This is a genomic window from Allohahella sp. A8, assembly GCF_047946665.1.
In the GTDB taxonomy this organism is placed as follows: domain Bacteria; phylum Pseudomonadota; class Gammaproteobacteria; order Pseudomonadales; family Oleiphilaceae; genus Allohahella.
In genome coordinates, this window is the sequence record NZ_CP172312.1 from 1,925,150 (window position 1) to 1,941,453 (window position 16,304).

Sequence of the window (16,304 nt, forward strand, 5' to 3'; positions counted from 1 at the left end):
TCGCGCTACTATGATACGCCCGGTTTGCAGGTGCAAGCTGCTCGATGAATCTCTCTACTTTTCAATTAACGGCAGGACTCAATCGTAGTGGCCAGCTCAAGTTTCCAGGCGCTGTACTCCCTCATCCGCTATGCCCGTGGTTACCGTCGCCAGATCATCTCTGCAAGCATCTGTTCAGCGATCAACAAGCTCTTCGATATAGCGCCCGAAATTCTCATCGGCATCGCCATCGATGTGGTCGTGAACCAGCAGACGAGCTTCGTGGCGCAGATGGGCGTCGAATCACCCGCCATGCAGATCACGCTGATCGCGGTGCTCACCTTTCTCATCTGGGCCGGTGAATCCATATTCGAATACGCCTATCTCATCCTCTGGCGTAACCTTGCCCAACAACTACAGTCGGACCTGAGACAGGATGGTTACGAACACCTCCAGCGGCTGGATATGGCGTATTTCGAGTCACGCAGCTCAGGCGAGCTCATCTCGATACTGAACGACGACGTCAACCAGCTCGAGCGGTTTCTCGACGGTGGCGCGAACGCGCTGATACAGGTATTCGTTACGGTGATAGCCGTGGGCGGGGTCTTCTTCTACATCAGTCCGATGATCGCCCTGCTCGCCTTCACCCCTATACCGGTAATCATTTACGGTGCTTTCGCGTTTCAGAAGCGAGCACAGCCACTTTATGATGATGTCAGGCAGCGCGTTGGGGATCTTTCCAGCCGGCTGGCCAATAACATCGGCGGCATTGCGACCATCAAGAGCTTCACCGCAGAGCAGAGAGAGGCCGCTCAGCTCAGGCAGATCAGTGAATCCTATGTGACATCGAACCGCGCAGCGATCCGGGTGAGTTCTGCCTTCATTCCCATCATCAGAATGGCAATTCTAGCCGGCTTTCTTGCTACGCTCGTAGTTGGTGGCATGCAGGCGCTGGATGGTGATTTGAGCGTTGGCGCCTACGGCGTTCTGGTCTTCCTGACCCAGCGCCTGCTCTGGCCACTCACTTCATTGGCGGGCACAGTAGACCTGTACGAGCGCGCGATGGCGAGTACCCGGCGCATCCTCGGGCTGCTGGAGACACCGGTCACCGTCATCGACTCCACAGGCGGCGAGGCCATGTCGATTTCAGTGGCTGACGATATCCGGTTCAGTGCGGTCAGTTTTGGCTATGAGCACAGCTCCGCCCCGACTCTGCGTGATATCGACCTTACCATCAGAGGTGGCAGCACCCTTGCGCTGGTCGGCACTACTGGCAGCGGGAAGTCCACTCTGATCAAGCTGCTGTTGAGATTCTATGACCCCAGCGCGGGCGATATCACCATCGGCGGGCACAATATTCGCGACATATCACTGCAGAATCTGCGTGACGGCATCGGCCTGGTGAGCCAGGATGTTTTCCTCTTCGATGGCACACTCTTCGACAATATCGCCTACGCCCGCCCCGACGCCGATCGTGAAGCCGTCGAACTGGCGGCCCGGATGGCCGAAGCCTGGACTTTCATCTGTCGCCTGCCGGAAGGATTGGACACACAGATCGGCGAGCGCGGTGTGCGACTCTCGGGCGGTCAACGCCAGCGGATTTCATTGGCCCGAGCGCTACTGAAAGATCCCCCGATTCTCATACTCGATGAGGCGACGAGTGCGGTCGATAATGAAACCGAAGCGGCCATACAGCGAAGCATGGTGAAGATCCGCCAGGACCGAACCCTTATCATCATTGCACACCGGCTCAGCACGGTTGTCGACGCCGATCGCATCGTGGTTGTGGAAGATGGTCAGATCCTGGAGTCGGGCACGCATGCCGAGCTCCTGGCCGCAGATGGTCCATATCATCGGCAATGGCGCGTCCAGACCGGGGTGAACGCTTGAGGCGCCTGCGACAGTGGTACAACAATGCGCCCCTGCGGACGAAGTTTTCTTTCGTGTTCTGCTCGATCACCTTTGTGGTCACAATCTGCATGTCGCTGGCGCTGGTGCTGCTATACGCCACCCAGCAGCGCGATGATTTCGCAAATGCTGTCGAGGCCGAGGCTCTGACATTCAGCCAGATCATTCAGGCCCATCCATTGAACGGATCGGAAGCTGCGACCCTCTCTCTCTTGCGCAATCTCTCGTCCCAGGTCACGACACACGACCTCAATGTGTCTGTCTGCCTTGTTGAAACGATGGAAAATTTCGGTCTGAAATTCAAGTCGGCGACCGCGCTCCCTGCCCTGGCAGAAGTAGACCACCAGGAAGTGGCTAGCTGCTCCGGCGGCACGTTCTCGCAGTGGGACGCAGGTAGCTATGAGGTCGGCAGACTGGTCAGTCGAGGCGAAACTATGGCGGTAGCCTATCTTGGCATCGAAGCTGACGCCGCAGTGCTGCTCGACCGCGTGCTGGCGCTCGCATTGCTGCTATTGTTCGCGGTGCTGGCCACGGTAGCACTGGCGTCGCTCGTAGCCTACCGCATGCAGGGCGCCATCCTGCGCCCGCTCGGTGCGCTGCAGCGCGTGAGCAACTCGATTCTCGCAAGCGCCGATTACGATCAACGAGTGGCGGTCGAGGGCGATGATGAAATTGGTGCCCTGGTCGAAACTTACAACAAGATGCTCAGCACTATCGCGCAGCGACGCAAGGAGCGGGATAAAGCTCTCGCCACACTGGACCGGCTTGCCAATTTTGACGGGCTTACTCACCTGCCGAACAGGAACGCCAGCCTCAGAACACTCAATGATGCCGTTGCGGCCGCCCGCCGTAACGCTGGCGAAGTCGCGGCTATGTACATCGATCTCGACAATTTCAAGCTGGTGAATGATTCTCTTGGGCATGAAGCAGGCGACGCGCTGCTGTTGGAGGCAGCAGGACGATTGAACAAGACCCTGGGCGATCAGGGTGTTCTTGGCAGGCTGGGTGGAGATGAGTTCCTCATCATCGCGGCTGCACCAGATGGCCAGCTTTCTGACGACAGGCTTGGCGAACTCGCGAGCAAGTGCATCGCTGCCCTGGCAAAACCGTTCACACTCTCCGGCCACGTCGTTTCGACCCGGGCGAGCATCGGCATCGCCCGGTTTCCACAACATGCTGATGATGGCGACGTCTTGCTCAAGATGGCTGATGGTGCAATGTACAAAGCCAAGGAAGACGGCAGGGATACCTATCGCTTTTTCGACGAAAAGATCAACAAGCGCAATCAGCGTCGGCACATGATCGCAACCGATCTGCGAATCGCCCTGCGTGAGCGGCAGATGCAGGTGGCCTACCAGCCTATCGTACAGGTCGACAATCATCAGATCGTCGGTGCCGAAGCGCTCCTGCGCTGGCACCATCCACAATTTCGCATGATAGGACCGGCGGAGTTCGTACCGGTTGCCGAAAGTGCCGGCCTCATCAACCAGCTCGGTATCTGGGTGATCGAACAGGTCTGCATCCTTCTCAAGCGCCTGCAGTCCGGCGCAATGCCATTTCTGGCGAATGATCAGTACTTCAGGATTGCGGTAAACCTGTCGGCAGTGCAGTTCCGCCAGGACGACCTGTTCGAGACGATCGAGAACATCATGCTCGAGCACGGCGTCTCCCCCTCCAGGCTCCGCTTCGAAGTGACAGAATCGATTTTCATGGATGAGCTCAACCGAGCCAGTAGTGTGATAGCCCGGCTGCGAAAGATTGGCTGCGGGGTCTCGATTGATGATTTTGGCACCGGATACTCATCACTGTCCTACCTGAGCAAATTGCCCGTCGATACGCTCAAGATCGATCGCTCCTTCGTCAACGAACTGAGCTCGTACTACAGCTCACTGCATGAGCAGGCACAACCCTCTGTCTCGGGCCTGAATCAGCCTGATCCCAGGCAGGCCCAGGCCATCGCACTGGCCATTCTTTCGCTGGCGAAGAATCTCGGGATGCACGTGGTGGCCGAAGGTGTAGAGCACCTCGACCAACTGCGCTTTCTAAAGGAGCATGGCTGCGATTCGGTACAGGGATATCTGTTCGGGAAACCGATGCCCGAGCGCGACTTCATCGACTTCATCAGTCGAAAAAAATAAGACCACCGCACATGAGACCTTTATGAGCATCAGCTTTTCTTTTCATTCACCGGAACGCCGAATTCAGCGGCTTGCACCGAAACTGCTGTTACTTTTCACGACCGCAACTCCTGCCGTCGCGGCTGTTCTGGACGATGTCAGCTTCAGCAATCGTCTGCAGAGTGAACTGCGATATTTCTGGGAGGATGCCCTGTATGGGCAGACGAGTCCGCTTCGGCCATCAATAGCCTGGGAGCCCGAGATTGCCTGGCGAGGCGAGTCTCCGATAAGCCTCTACTTCAAAGGCTTTGCGCGAGAGAACTTTATCGGCGACAGCCACCGTGCTCATGCTGATGTGAGGGAGCTGTATGCCATTTACGAGGGCGACAGCTGGGATCTCGTTGTTGGCGCCAATAAGGTGTTCTGGGGGGTCACTGAATCACGGCACCTGGTCGATGTGATCAATCAGTCCGATCTGATCGAAGATATCGACGGTGAAGACAAGCTTGGGCAGCCCATGCTCAATCTCAATATGCAGGCAGCCTGGGGGCGAATGGCCTTTTTCGTACTGCCCTACTTTCGTGAGCGAACCCTGCCTCATGATAATGATCGCTTTCGCCTGCCGCTTTCCATTGAAGACGATCCTGCCTATGACAGCGGGGACGAGCAGTGGCATCCGGACCTGGCCTTTCGATACAGTCATTACATCGACAGCCTTGACTTCGGCCTCAGCTATTTCAACGGCACCAATCGCGAGCCAGTATATGAACTGGAAATTTCGCCACCTGCCGCTGCTGGACTGCCACCTCAAGCCAGCCTGCGCCCCCGATATACACAAATGCGACAATACGGCCTGGATCTGCAATACACTGTAGATTCATGGCTTCTGAAATTGGAAGCTATCTACCGCTCGACCCCTAAAGACGACTTTTTCGCTTCTGTCAGCGGCTTCGAGTATACGATGTATCAAATTTTCGGCACTGATGGCGATCTGGGCCTGCTGCTTGAATACCTCAATGATCGCCGTGATGAGCGAATCGATCCGGTTCAGGGTGACGACGATATTTTTGCGGGGCTACGCTGGGCCGCGAACGATATCGATGGCACATCGGTACTTGGCGGCGCCATTGTGGACCTTCAGGGTGGGACGACTTTCGTCAGTATAGAGGCCGAGCGCCGCCTGCGAGACGACATCAAGCTCGAATTCGCCATCAGAATGATCACCGAAGCGGCCAAGGATGACAGTGCCTTTGCATTACGGAATGATGACTACGCCGAACTGGGACTGAACTACTATTTTTGAGTGTCGCCCGGGAACTTATCCAGCCAGCACCGGCGTCAAGCCGGACTGGACTGGGGGCACATCAATCCTCCGCTGAAGGCCGGACTTCTTCCAATAGCGCCCTGACAACTTCATCGACCTGCTGCTGGCTATCATTGGCGCTCATGCCGAGGAAGTTATGATTGGCAACGCCGAACCAGACGACCTCACTGGCCACCTTGTCGGACCGCGCCTCAGCATCGCCGTCAAGGGCCGCGGGGCGTGGTTTTCTGAGTTCTACCGCGAAGCGTCCGGAGGTATAATCCTCAGGCAGCACATCCCTCGCGCCACCCATCAGGAGCCCACCTCGACGCACGCCGAAACCGAGCGACAGTGTGCTTGGGCGATACCTCACTCGCTCCTCAGACTGCAACGTGAAATCGACGATCAGTAAGCCTTCCGACGCCTCAGCGCCAGGGGTCTGTTCAAGTCCCATGGCCTTGAGCTCTTTCGCAATGGCTTCCTGTATTCGATTGACCACGAGCGGGTTGACCAGATCGGCCGACTTGGTTACTGCGGTGACCGGCTCTGCAAAGCGGAAAGTAGAGTAATCCGCCAGGGCAAAACCATCGTCCTTGTCGGTCTTCACCGAGTAGCCCGCGCAGGCCTGCAGCAGCATCAGGATCAGAGCAATAAGCCCGGCCTGCAACAGCCGACCCGTTCCAGCTGACGGGAGGTTGGCTAGCAGCGCTTGAGTAATACTGGGGAGTGCTCTCATGTTGGTCTTTCTCATCTATTGAATCTTCACTTGAAAATGTCCTGAAGCCAGAGGCTTTCCGGCTTTATCACGTATTTCAACCTGCCAGGCGCCTGCCTGGCTACTCGCAATGGCCACGCTGGAAGTGACTACAGCTTTTGATGTATGCACTGTGATAGGCAGACTCTGCACCTCGCGACCGCCCTGGAACCAGAGCAGGCGTAGCGTTTCGCCTTCCATATCCTCGACCTCGGCAAAGAGGTGAATCGTGGTCTGGCGGCCCTTTGCCACTTTGACAGGATCGCTCAACAGCTCCGCAGGTTCGCTATAGCTGACCTCGTCAGTGATTACGGCACGCGCAACCTTATTGGATTGAACGGTCATGATACCAGCCGGCGCTGGGCCTTGTTGCGGGCTTGGGACAGCACCGGGCTGCCTCACCGGCTCATCCTGGACCGTCAGACGATATTTCGAGCGCTCAGCCTCGCTCTCTGGTGCGAGTACAGAGGCCGTAGCGGCCGGTTGTTGCTTCTGATGAACCTGGTCACTGAGTGATTCGGCCAGCGGACGCCCGCTGCCGAAAGCATTTTCACGCGTGGCGTCTCGCGGCACGGGGACCCGTTGAGCGCTCCCCCCCGCGGCTTGCCCAGCAGCCGCTTGGGCAGGTTCTTGAACCGATTCACTCGTAGCGACCGGGTCGACCGGCTCTACAAATACAGGCGCTTCAGTAGCTTCGGAAGGCGCTGGCGAGGCAATCTCGATGTCGCCATCACTCGCCAGTCCCGCCTCGTCGTCATCACCGGAAGCCGCCCAGAAATAGAGCGCGGCGATCAGTCCAAGTAGAACGACGCCTGCCCCGATGATCCGTGGCCAGTGATATTGAGTGACATAAACGGAGGGTGACAATGGCCGCTCACTGGAAATCTGCGGGTTGTTCACCGATAAACGAAGTCTCTTTGGCATAGCGGACTGAAAGCACCTGAAAAGAAGTCAAAGCCGTCGCTCATGCTTCGGCTGGGCGGAACGCCATGGTAGCGGAGGCGAACGGTTGCCTCAAGCGAATGCAGTTCTATTGAATTGAATTAACGCAGGAATTTTTGCTGCTTGTCAAACAGTGCTGCTGGGGACTTGGCCAGTCCACTGACCCATACCGGCCGGCTGGCCGATTGCAGAAAACGCTCGAGAGTCATTGGCTTACCGAAATAGTAGCCCTGTACACGGTCAGCGCCCAGCCTGGCGATCTGCTCAAGCGTGTCGCTGTCCTCTATACCTTCCACTACGGTTTCGAGCTGCAGCGTCTTCGCCAGCTTCATGATCGTCGCGATGATACTGGCATCGTTCTCCGCCTCACGCATGCGCTTGACGAACTCGCGGTCGACCTTGAGCTCATGGATGGGCAGCTGACTCAGGTAACTGAACGATGAATAACCCGTGCCAAAATCGTCCAGCGAGAGTCGCGCGCCGTGCTGAACGAGGTGATTCAGGTTCTGCAGCACACTACTCATGTTTTCGATCAAAGTGGACTCTGTCACCTCGAAGGTCACCTGAGAGAGATCTATCGCTTCCTCACGTGCCCTTGAGACGATATGAGCGGCGAAGCCGGGACGCGTCAGGTTGTGCACCGATATGTTGATACTGATATTGAAGCCGGGCGTGCGTTTATTGATCTGCTGTATGCACCCAAAACTGAGATCGATAATCAGCAGGGTCAGTTTATCGATCAGGTTTGCGCTTTCAGCCAGCTTCACGAACTCATCAGGCGGCACGTCTCCGTGGCGAGGAGAGTGCCATCGAGCCAGCACTTCCGCGCCGATAACCTGATACGTGAGTATATCGACCTGCGGCTGCAGTACCACCGAGATCTCCTGACTTTCGAGAGCCTCCGCCAGCGAGGCAATCAGCTGCAGGCGACGCCGCCCGCTCTGTTCGATACTGCTGTGATACACAGTAATCGGATCGCCATGCATCATGCCGCTTTCACAGGCGGAGCCAGCCCGCTGCAGCAGATTCAGCGGTGCGTCGCAGTCAGTGGGATAGAACGCAATGCCGCAGAACGCGTCGGTATGTATTGATATGCCGTCGACCTCATAGGCTCTACTGAGTCTTGCACGCAGAGCGTCTGCAGTATGTTGAACCCCAGCATCACCTTGTCCAGATCTGACGAGGCACACTACGGAACCAAATTCTGGAACGCAGACGAGGCCGGTTCTGTCCCGCTCAAGGCGCACTGTATTCCTGGCAGTCTGCAGGTAGTCATTGGCTTCGGCAACGACCATGCGAAACAGCGACTCGGCTACCGACCGGCCCAGACTGAAAATGGCACCACGACACTGCGGCAGGCGGAAGTACAAGACCGCAAAAACATTGTCTTCAGCGTGCTTGCTACGCATGAGCGCCTGCATGCGATCGATGAGTGGAAACTCGTTGGCAACCGAGGTCACAGGGTCCCGGGTGGCCCGCTCGAGCGCCTGCAGTTCTACAGCCTTCATTTTCTCCGCCATCTGATGCCGCTGCTCAAGCGCCTTCATTCGGCGACGGCGATCTTCCTTGATGCGATAGGCCAGCGCGAAAGACAGTAGCAAGACTTCGGCTGCAGAGCCGAACTGCAGCGCGTGACTGCTGATATCGGTCGAGGCTACTACGCCGAAGACGCTCAGCAGATAGAGCGCGAGACCGCCACAGAAGAGCAGCCAGGCGGCCATGAAATAACGCGCCACGATGACTCCCTGCTGCAGCGCGTAAGCGCCGGCATAAATCACGAAGAGCATCGCTATGCCAGAGCAGATGCCCGCAAATCTGGCACCCAGCTCAGGCCATATCAATGTGACCACGAGCAGTAGCGCGGCGGTTCCCATGAGCAACCGGAAAGTCCGATTGATGGCCACAGGGATTGCATTCTCGAACAGTAGTGCACGCGCAAACATCAGACCGAAAATACAGCTCGACAGCGTGGCGACAGTCAGGAGCGTAATACTGTATTGAGGGTCGCCTGGCCAGAGATAGACTTTGTCCAGGCCCGAGATGGGCAACATGGCACCAATGATACTGCCGAGATAGAGCACGTAGAACAGGTACTGCCGGTCAACCGTGCTGAGCAACAGGAAGAAGTTGTAGACCAACAGCGCGGCAAGCAGCCCAAGATAGCTGCCCCAGATCATGACCTGCGTTCGCTCATTGGCTATGAAACGATCAGGCTGCCAGAGCTCGAGTGGAAGCTGTAGAGAAGTCGAGGATTTGGCAGATATATAAATCGTACCACCGTCGGCGAGCGTGGCTGGCAGATCGATGACTGGGAAACGGTTGTCGTGCTGATCTGGTCCCAGATAGCCGAAGCGCAGCAACTTGCTCATATTGCCCTGCCCGTCGTCGTGATAAACCGTCAGGTCCTCAAGCAGTGGATACGGCAAGGCGAGCGTGGCACCTTCAAGCGCGTCTGACGCTTCGAAGCGGATCCGAATCCACACCTCGTATTCGGAAAAGCCAAGGTTGACCGGGGCTGCGCTGGGATTGGCCTGCCAGTTACTGAACTGGCCTATATTCTCTGCGTCGAGTGCATCCGCATGATCAAGCGTGTAGGCGACAAAGGGGTTCAAATTCAGCCGACTGAAGCTCTGATCGACATTGACTGGCGGTACTGCAGCCATAACTGTAGTGCCGAATCCAGCCAAGATGAGGATCAGATAAATTTGTCGAATTGTGCTCGTCCAGAGAATCCACTGCATTCGAATTCCAAATTTGCCAACATAGTACTAGTTTGAATAAAGACAGGCATGCCAAGTCCGTAAAAAGCGCTGTAGACTTCGCACCATCAGAACAAAAAACAATCACCGGATCCCGACGACAGGATCTGAAACTTAACTATAGATCATGATTACGGTCATGACTCAGGATTTATTTCATCTATGAAGTCGTCAGAATCGCTAAATAGAGCGGAACAGAGGCGCATGCCTCGCCATGAATTTTCCGGTCAAGCCCAACTGCTGATTGATAAGACTACAGTTACTGCGCACTGTCTCAATATTTCAAGTGACGGTATATTGTTGAGTATTCCTGCCGAAAGTGAAATCGCAGCTGCCGGTATTCGCAAATCCTCACATATCAATCTCTGTATCGACTCCTTGCCAGTGCAGAACCTCAGAGCCGCGGTGATGCACCGCAACGCAGGAACGATAGGCCTGAAATTCGATACGCTGATCCACTCTCACATCCCTGAACACGAGATGCTGATCGACAAGCCAGCGAAGAAAACTGGCAGTCGTTTCGGACTGTACCAGATGCGCAAGCAGGTCTGGATACAGGCTCGTAGATGGAGCATTTTCGGCATCAACAAGTTCGCCCGTAATGCGATCTTGAGGGCTGTTCAACCCGGTTTTTTATTTGCGGTCTATGGAAATAAGCGAGATGTTTCGCGTTATATCAGTGAGGACCTGCATGCGCGCCTGCCCGAAATTTCCCTGGGCAACTATATCAGCAAGGGAAAGTTCAAGGGATTCGTGGTGGCATCCAAGTCCTTCGAACACGAGCTTGCCGAAGATTCGGCCAAGGTCGTGAAGTATCTCGATAACCTGCGCAAGGTCTGGCCCTCAGTAAACAAGGTTGCCCTCGTGGGACGCCTGCCGACTTTCGCCATGAAGGCGCGTTATCCCATAGAAGCCCCATTCGTCGAAGGCTCACTCGGTACCCGCTTCATGATTCTGGAGCTGGCGAAGGAACTGAAGGCTCGACCGGAATATCAGCAGGAAACCTCCATAGTGGTCCTGGGTGGTGCCGGGAGGATTGGGCGCGCGTTGTGCGACGATCTCGCCAAATACTTCGATCAGGTCATAGCCTTCGACCGGCGCTACGATATCGACTTCCAGTCGACCGAGAAAATACTCGAAACTTCAAATCCCATGCATTTCGGCGATCATAAGCTGTTCATCGTCCTCACGGCCCGCGGTTCAGCTGTCGAAGAATTCCTGCCCTTCCTGCCACGCGGCGCAATTCTGGCGGATGACACGCATCCGTCGATTGAGACCCCGCTGCGTCAGGCGCTCAGGCGTCGAGGCATCGAAGTCGAAAAAACCGTGCTGACCAACCCGGAATTCACGGCCTTCCCGAAGATGCCGCAGTGGAGCAAGGGCAGCATTCCAGGCTGTCTGGTTGAAGCGCTGGTGCTACTTGAAGAACCTGAAGCCGACAAGCAGACCATTGAAGAATTCTCCAAAACAGCCGTTCGCCTTGGTTATAAGGCCCAGCTCGTCAAACCCTTCACGCCAGAGTGATGGGCCCCGCCACGGAAGGCGGCCCCACTGTTACGAACGCTTACAAAGAAAGACTGCGCCAGTCCTCAGTTTTGTCAATCTTTTACAATTGCCCACTACCAGCCTGATCAACTGCTCTCTAGAATTATTGGAGCAAGACCGGTGTGGTTGCGTAGCGTTCTGTGAGGCAGCGAATTTGAGCGGTAAGGTTGATACGGAACTGGCTCAGGCTGCACAGCAGCTGACAGTTTCTACTAAAGTGCTGCCACTACTCTTCCTGGCACTCGGCTCGATTTCCACCCTGGCTACAGTTTGGGTATTTGCAGCAGGCGATAGTGGCTACAGTGTCGGCATTCTGGGCAAGCTGAGCGTGGCTGGCGCGCTTTGTCTGCTTGGCACGCTTGCACTCTATCTCTTCCAGCTCAACAGAACCCTCTCCCGCAGTATCGCCGAAAGCCGGCAACAGGACCTTCGTCTCAAGAAGCTCGGCAAGGCTGTTACCAAAAGCGGCTGTGCCATCGCGATTCTCGACAGCCGCGGGCGCGTCGAGTACATCAATCAGCAGTTTGAGCAGACTACCGGCTACTCGATGCAGGAGATCATCGAGAACGGCATGCAGATCCTGCACCCGAAGATTTTTGTCGGCGGTCAGCTCAAGCTGATTAACCGGACTGAGTGGCTCAAGGACGCCTGGACCAGCGAAGTTCATCTTACCCGTAAGGATAGTGCGGTAGTCTGGGCATCAGTCTCAGTGTCCGTTGTCGACAACAATGAACTGCCGTTGGCTGCAGAAGCCGAGCGCGACTCGAGCTGCGTTGGCAAGGCTCAGGGCTATGTCGTGTCTGCCATCGACATCAGCGAACTAAAAAACCTGAACCACGAGATGGAGCGTCTTGCACTCAACGACGACCTTACCGGCCTGGCCAATCGGCGTCTGTTTGTAGATCGGCTCGAAATGCAGCTCAGGGTTTCTCGCCGCGAAAAGAATTCGATCGCACTGCTGTTTCTCGATCTCGACAAATTCAAGCGTATCAACGATACCCTGGGTCATGATGCAGGCGACCAGCTCCTGATCACGGTGGCGGAGCGACTGAAGCGCTGCGTGAGGGCCAACGATACCGTCGCCCGTTTCGGTGGCGATGAATTTGTAGTCCTGCTCACAGACATCACCGACCCGCTCTCCGTAACGCACATTGCGCAACTCATCCTCGCATCGCTGAAGCAGCCGATCACACTAAACCAGCATGAAATAATCGTATCCACCAGTATTGGCATCACCCTGGCGCCGACTGACGGGTTGGAAGCCGAAAGTCTGGTGAAAAATGCTGACCTGGCGCTGTACAGGGCCAAGGATCAGGGCCGCGACTGCTACCACTATTTTACAGAGGAACTGAATGCGCAGGCTATTCGCCAGCTTGTGCTCGAGCAGGAACTGAGGCTGGCACTGAACACCAACCAGTTCAGTCTGGCGTTCCAGCCTCAGTTCGATTTCAAGCAGGGGCGCCTGATCAGCGTCGAGGCCCTGCTGCGCTGGAATCACCCAACCCACGGTACCGTTTTTCCTAACGACTTCGTCACGGTAGCCGAAGAGACAGGCCTCATTGTGCCAATCGGAGACTGGGTGTTACGCAACGCCTGCAAGCAGATCAGACAGCTGCAGGTTGTCTCTGGCCGAAATATCAAGGTTGCTGTCAACCTCTCAATGCGTCAGTTCCACGATGAACACCTTGAGGATACTATCGCCCAGGCACTGCATTACTCCGGGCTCAAGGCCAAGTATCTCGAGCTTGAAGTCACCGAAAGCATGCTGATGGGCGATGTGGAAATGGTCGTGGCAAGACTGACCCGTTTGAAGTCTACCGGGGTGAGCATCGCTATCGATGACTTCGGATCGGGTTACTCTTCACTGAGCTACCTGAGAAAATTGCCTGTAGACGTCCTCAAGGTCGACCGCGCCTTCGTACGCGATATTCCCGAACAGCTTCATGATATGGAAATCACTGCAGCCGTGATTGCCGTAGCTCACAAGCTCGGTCTGAAAGTGGTCGCCGAGGGTGTCGAGAACATCGACCAGCGTGACTTCCTGATGATCAACCGCTGCGACTATGCGCAGGGTTACTTCTTCTCGAAGCCCCTGAGCTACACTGGCCTGAACGAGTTCATGCAGCGCAATGAGTGTCGCCAGAAGTTCGAACTGAGTCTCTACCCACCTGAAGACACTGTGGGACAGGCCGGCAGCGAGAACTGGCTATCGACCTTGCCCACGAATACCACGTCTCACTAGCTCAGATGCGCCCCGTTCTATCGGCCGGCCTGAAGATTTCCCAGTCCGGGGCCAGTTGCACCGGCGCCGATAACTGTTTCTTGCTCACCGCCAGTGCATCGACTGGTCTCGCCTGCAGTGCTGGCCGAGACCAGTCACCCGTGTCGAGCAGCTGCATGGTTTCGGTTTCCACCTGATCAACAACGTACAGCTTGCCATTGCTGACGACCAGCGCGCCAAAGCTCAGACCAAAAATAAAGCGACAATAGTCCATTTTCAGTTGGACCAACTCATGCTCTGCCTTCCTGATCTTTCGCAATAACAGAGACTTGACGCCATCCGCATAGACACTGGGCTGCACATTTCGGCTGCGCGCCTGGTCAGTGGCACGGACGCTAGCCGTGCGCATCGTATTTACTTGAACTCCCTGCGACATCTCCCACTCCCGGGCTTATTGTGGTTATTATGAACTCACTGACTGTGTTTGTGTCCTACCCATCCAACTGTATACAAATCGCGCCGTCTATCAAGAAAATTGCGAACGGAACCTTCATTTCGGATAAATTCCAGCTTGCTCAGATCGAGATCGACGATGAGGGTCATCTCGGTATTGGGCGTCGTTTCGGCCATGATGGCATCGTGTGGAAAGGCGAAGTCCGATGGTGAGAACACTGCTGACTGGGCGTACTGGATATCGAGACTGTCCACCTGCGGCAGGTTACCGACTGATCCGGCGATCGCCACATAGCATTCGTTTTCGATCGCCCGCGCCTGTGAACAAAGCCTGACACGAAGATAGCCGTTCTTGGTGTCGGTCCAGAACGGCACGACGAGTATCTGCACATCCTGGTCTGACATCAGACGAGCCAGTTCCGGAAATTCGGAGTCATAGCAGATGAGTATGCCGATGCGACCGAAGTCGGTATCGAACACCTTGATCTGCTCACCGCCCTGCATGTACCAGTCCTTCTTTTCTGAAGGGGTCGGATGGATCTTGTACTGGCTCTCGATGGTCCCATCCCGGCGGCAGAGATAAGCGATGTTGTACAGCTCATTGTCTTCAAGTACCGGCATCGAACCTGCGACGATATTGATGTTGTAGGACACCGCGAGCCGACTGATATGTTCCAGCAGTTGCTCGCTGAAGCCGGCCAGAAAGCGGATGGCCTCGACCGAGTTTTCGTGTTCCTTCAGACCCATCAATGGCGCACAGAAGAACTCCGGAAATACGGCCAGGTCGCACTTGTAATCCGATAAGGCGTCGGTGAAGTATTCAAACTGCTTCAGCAGCTCCTCTACACTCTGGTGTTCGCGCATCTGCCATTGCACACAGCCTACCCTTGCGGTCGTCTTCTTGCGGCCAATGAGCTTGCGTTCCTGCGGCTGGAAATACATGTTGTGCCAGATCAACAGGGTGGCATAGCCCTTGGATTCCTTGTCTTCAGGCAGGTATCCGGGTAGCAGCTGCTTGACCTCGAAATCATTGGCGAGTTGAAAGGTGAGGATGGGATCGTAGATCTCCCGCTTGCTCACCTTTTCGATATACTCGAATGGCGACAGCGTATCGGAGACCGCCTTGTATCCGGGAATGCGGCCACCAGCAATGATCGAACGCAGGTTGAGGTTCTTGCACAGCTCCTTGCGGGCCTCGTAAAGGCGACGGCCAAGGCGCATGCCGTGATAATCAGGGTCAACGAAGACATCAACACCGTAGAGCACGTTCCCCTTGGGATCGTGTGTGGTCAGATAATAATCGCCGGTGATTTCCTCATAGGTGTGGCGATCACCAAACTTGTCGTAGTCGACGATCGCTGAAAATGCGGCGGCGACGACCTTGCCGTTATCCTCGATGCAGATCTGACCGTCAGGAAAGCGTTTCAGCTGACTGCTGTATTCACGCTTGGTCCAGCTGCCGCCAAGATGGGCGTAAACACGCTCCATGATGCTGCGGACTTCATCGAAGTCAGAGAGCTTGAGGCTCCGCAGCAGCAGCTTGTGTTCACTGGTCTCGTCCAGAGAAGAGACTTCTCGCTCGATCGAATGATCGTCATCTTTCATCATGTATAATTCCTGAATACTGCAAGCTGCCAGCAGGCAGCCTTGAATGGAGAACTGGAACAGAGAACGGCCGGCTCAGGCTCGGCTCGTCAGGTCAGCGACTGTAACGCATCTGATAGTAACCGATACCTTCGGCGACGAGTTTTCCAGTACTATCGGTCATGGTACTGGCGAGCTCGAAGCTGGCACGGTCAGACTGTGTCATCTGCGTCTCAAGCTGAGTCAGCGTCTCGGGTGAGAGCTGACATTCAACGGAGACATCGGATTTTGCAGCCGCAATATAGTTGATATCGTAACGCTCGAGAATGGGCACGAAACGCCCACCGAAATCAAACAGCACCAGCACGCCGCCCGGAATCTCTCCCAAGGTGAACAGCGCACCGGCATACATCGTACCGAGGTGGTTCCTGTTGCGCCCGATCGGCACTTGGGCGCGAATATAGCCTCGCTCGAGCGCGAGCACCTTGAACCCGCAGCGTCGGGCGAATGGTATGGCAAGACCTACAAAGGTATTGACGGCAACCAGGCCGCTGGCACTTCGGAGGCCGCTGAGCGGAAGTGTATCCGATGCCATCCACTGTCTGAGACCGCCATAAAGGCTGTGTTGAATAGCCATGAACCTGCTGTACCCCGGCAACTTGCGATGATGATAGGGCATCCAGTGACGCCCCTGTCCTTTCCGACACGTATCATAGCGCAATAACCATGCAAGATGCTG

11 protein-coding genes are annotated in these 16,304 nt (G+C 55.8%); 5 read left to right on the top strand and 6 right to left on the bottom strand.

Annotated features, from left to right (window positions below):
• Positions 1 to 87 precede the first annotated feature (87 nt).
• Genes ACH3PB_RS08605 through ACH3PB_RS08615 form a run of 3 tightly spaced genes read left to right on the top strand, consistent with a single transcriptional unit; the run spans position 88 to position 5,307 of the window.
• A complete protein-coding gene (locus ACH3PB_RS08605) occupies positions 88 to 1,869 on the top strand; it encodes an ABC transporter ATP-binding protein (protein WP_416399053.1) in 1,782 nt (593 codons plus the stop codon).
• The gene (locus ACH3PB_RS08610; protein ID WP_416399054.1) at positions 1,839 to 4,025 is read left to right on the top strand and encodes a putative bifunctional diguanylate cyclase/phosphodiesterase; all 2,187 of its coding nucleotides are present in this window, start codon (positions 1,839 to 1,841) and stop codon (positions 4,023 to 4,025) included. Before ACH3PB_RS08605 ends, ACH3PB_RS08610 begins: the two co-directional genes overlap by 31 nt.
• Before the next feature lie 22 nt (positions 4,026 to 4,047).
• Positions 4,048 to 5,307: a hypothetical protein gene (locus ACH3PB_RS08615; protein WP_416399055.1), complete on the top strand. Its 1,260-nt coding sequence runs from the start codon at positions 4,048 to 4,050 to the stop codon at positions 5,305 to 5,307.
• Between the two features lie 61 nt (positions 5,308 to 5,368).
• On the opposite strand, the gene ACH3PB_RS08620 is transcribed toward ACH3PB_RS08615, so the two are convergent.
• The 3 genes from ACH3PB_RS08620 to ACH3PB_RS08630 all read right to left on the bottom strand — a co-directional run bounded on the left by ACH3PB_RS08620 (position 5,369) and on the right by ACH3PB_RS08630 (position 9,666).
• The gene (locus tag ACH3PB_RS08620) at positions 5,369 to 6,058 is read right to left on the bottom strand and encodes a DUF4136 domain-containing protein (protein ID WP_416399056.1); all 690 of its coding nucleotides are present in this window, start codon (positions 6,056 to 6,058) and stop codon (positions 5,369 to 5,371) included.
• The gene (locus tag ACH3PB_RS08625) at positions 6,059 to 6,985 is read right to left on the bottom strand and encodes a DUF2914 domain-containing protein (protein WP_416399057.1); all 927 of its coding nucleotides are present in this window, start codon (positions 6,983 to 6,985) and stop codon (positions 6,059 to 6,061) included.
• Positions 6,986 to 7,104: 119 nt separating this feature from the next.
• Positions 7,105 to 9,666, bottom strand: coding sequence for an EAL domain-containing protein (locus ACH3PB_RS08630; protein ID WP_416399058.1), 2,562 nt, complete (start codon positions 9,664 to 9,666; stop codon positions 7,105 to 7,107).
• A 300-nt stretch (positions 9,667 to 9,966) separates the two neighbouring features.
• Between ACH3PB_RS08630 and ACH3PB_RS08635 the strand changes: the two genes are divergently transcribed.
• Together ACH3PB_RS08635 and ACH3PB_RS08640 are read left to right on the top strand one after the other, a co-directional pair.
• Positions 9,967 to 11,286 carry a PilZ domain-containing protein gene (locus ACH3PB_RS08635; protein ID WP_416399059.1) on the top strand — a complete coding sequence of 440 codons (1,320 nt, stop codon included), beginning with the start codon at positions 9,967 to 9,969 and terminating at the stop codon, positions 11,284 to 11,286.
• Positions 11,287 to 11,461: 175 nt separating this feature from the next.
• Positions 11,462 to 13,549 carry a putative bifunctional diguanylate cyclase/phosphodiesterase gene (locus tag ACH3PB_RS08640; protein WP_416399060.1) on the top strand — a complete coding sequence of 696 codons (2,088 nt, stop codon included), beginning with the start codon at positions 11,462 to 11,464 and terminating at the stop codon, positions 13,547 to 13,549.
• Between the two features lies 1 nt (position 13,550).
• Here ACH3PB_RS08640 and ACH3PB_RS08645 read toward each other — a convergent pair whose 3' ends face one another.
• The 3 genes from ACH3PB_RS08645 to ACH3PB_RS08655 form a co-directional block, all read right to left on the bottom strand.
• A complete protein-coding gene (locus ACH3PB_RS08645) occupies positions 13,551 to 13,964 on the bottom strand; it encodes a hypothetical protein (protein ID WP_416399061.1) in 414 nt (137 codons plus the stop codon).
• Positions 13,965 to 13,999: 35 nt separating this feature from the next.
• Entirely contained in the window at positions 14,000 to 15,586 is a 1,587-nt protein-coding gene (locus ACH3PB_RS08650; protein WP_416399433.1) for a GNAT family N-acetyltransferase, read from the bottom strand.
• 94 nt (positions 15,587 to 15,680) lie between these two features.
• A complete protein-coding gene (locus ACH3PB_RS08655; protein ID WP_416399062.1) occupies positions 15,681 to 16,202 on the bottom strand; it encodes a YiiD C-terminal domain-containing protein in 522 nt (173 codons plus the stop codon).
• Positions 16,203 to 16,304 lie beyond the last annotated feature (102 nt).